This is a genomic window from Pontibacter sp. HJ8, from assembly GCF_054824225.1.
Genome location: NZ_JSYF01000677.1, coordinates 1 through 776 on the forward strand (window position 1 = coordinate 1; position 776 = coordinate 776).

At 49.9% G+C, this 776-nt stretch carries 1 pseudogene; it reads left to right on the top strand.

Annotated features, from left to right (window positions below):
- Positions 1 to 62: 62 nt before the first annotated feature.
- Positions 63 to 776: pseudogene (locus tag OB13_RS20815) on the top strand (NmrA/HSCARG family protein); the annotation flags it as partial.

Sequence of the window (776 nt, forward strand, 5' to 3'; positions counted from 1 at the left end):
AAAAGAAGATAATTGCCGTTTTTGGTGCAACAGGTGCCCAGGGAGGCGGTGTTGCCCATGCCATTCTCCAGGACCGTAACAGTGAATTTGCTGTGCGGGCCATTACCCGAAACTCCGATTCTGAGAAAGCGAAACAACTCGCCCGGCTGGGAGCCGAAGTGGTGGCCGCTGATATAGATGACAAGGAAAGTCTCAGACTGGCCTTGAAAGGAGCGTATGGTGCTTATTTTGTGACTTTCTTCTGGGCGCATTTCTCCCCCGAAAAAGAACTGGCAGAAGCTCGTAGTATGGCTGAAGCAGCAAAAGAAGCCGGATTGCAACACGTCATCTGGTCTACGCTCGAAGACACCCGCAAATGGGTACCGCTGGAGGATGACCGCATGCCTACCCTACAGGGAAAGTATAAAGTACCGCACTTCGATGCCAAAGGGGAAGCAGACCATTTTTTTACAGAGTTAGGAGTGCCTGTCACTTTTCTGAGAGCTTCCTTTTACTGGGATAACTTTATTTATTTCGGCATGGGACCTAAAAAAGGACCTGACGGGAAGCTATACCTCACATTTCCGATGGATGACAAAAAAATGGCCGGCATTGCCAGCTAAGACATCGGCAAGTGTGCTTACGGAATCTTTAAAATAGGGGATCAGCTTATCGGCAAAACGGTCGGGGTGGCCGGGGAACAGCTGACCGGGCAGGAAATGGCTGAAAAGTTTTCCAAAGCCATTGGTCAGAAGGTGTTCTACCAAACTGTATCGCCTGAAACCTACCGCAACCTG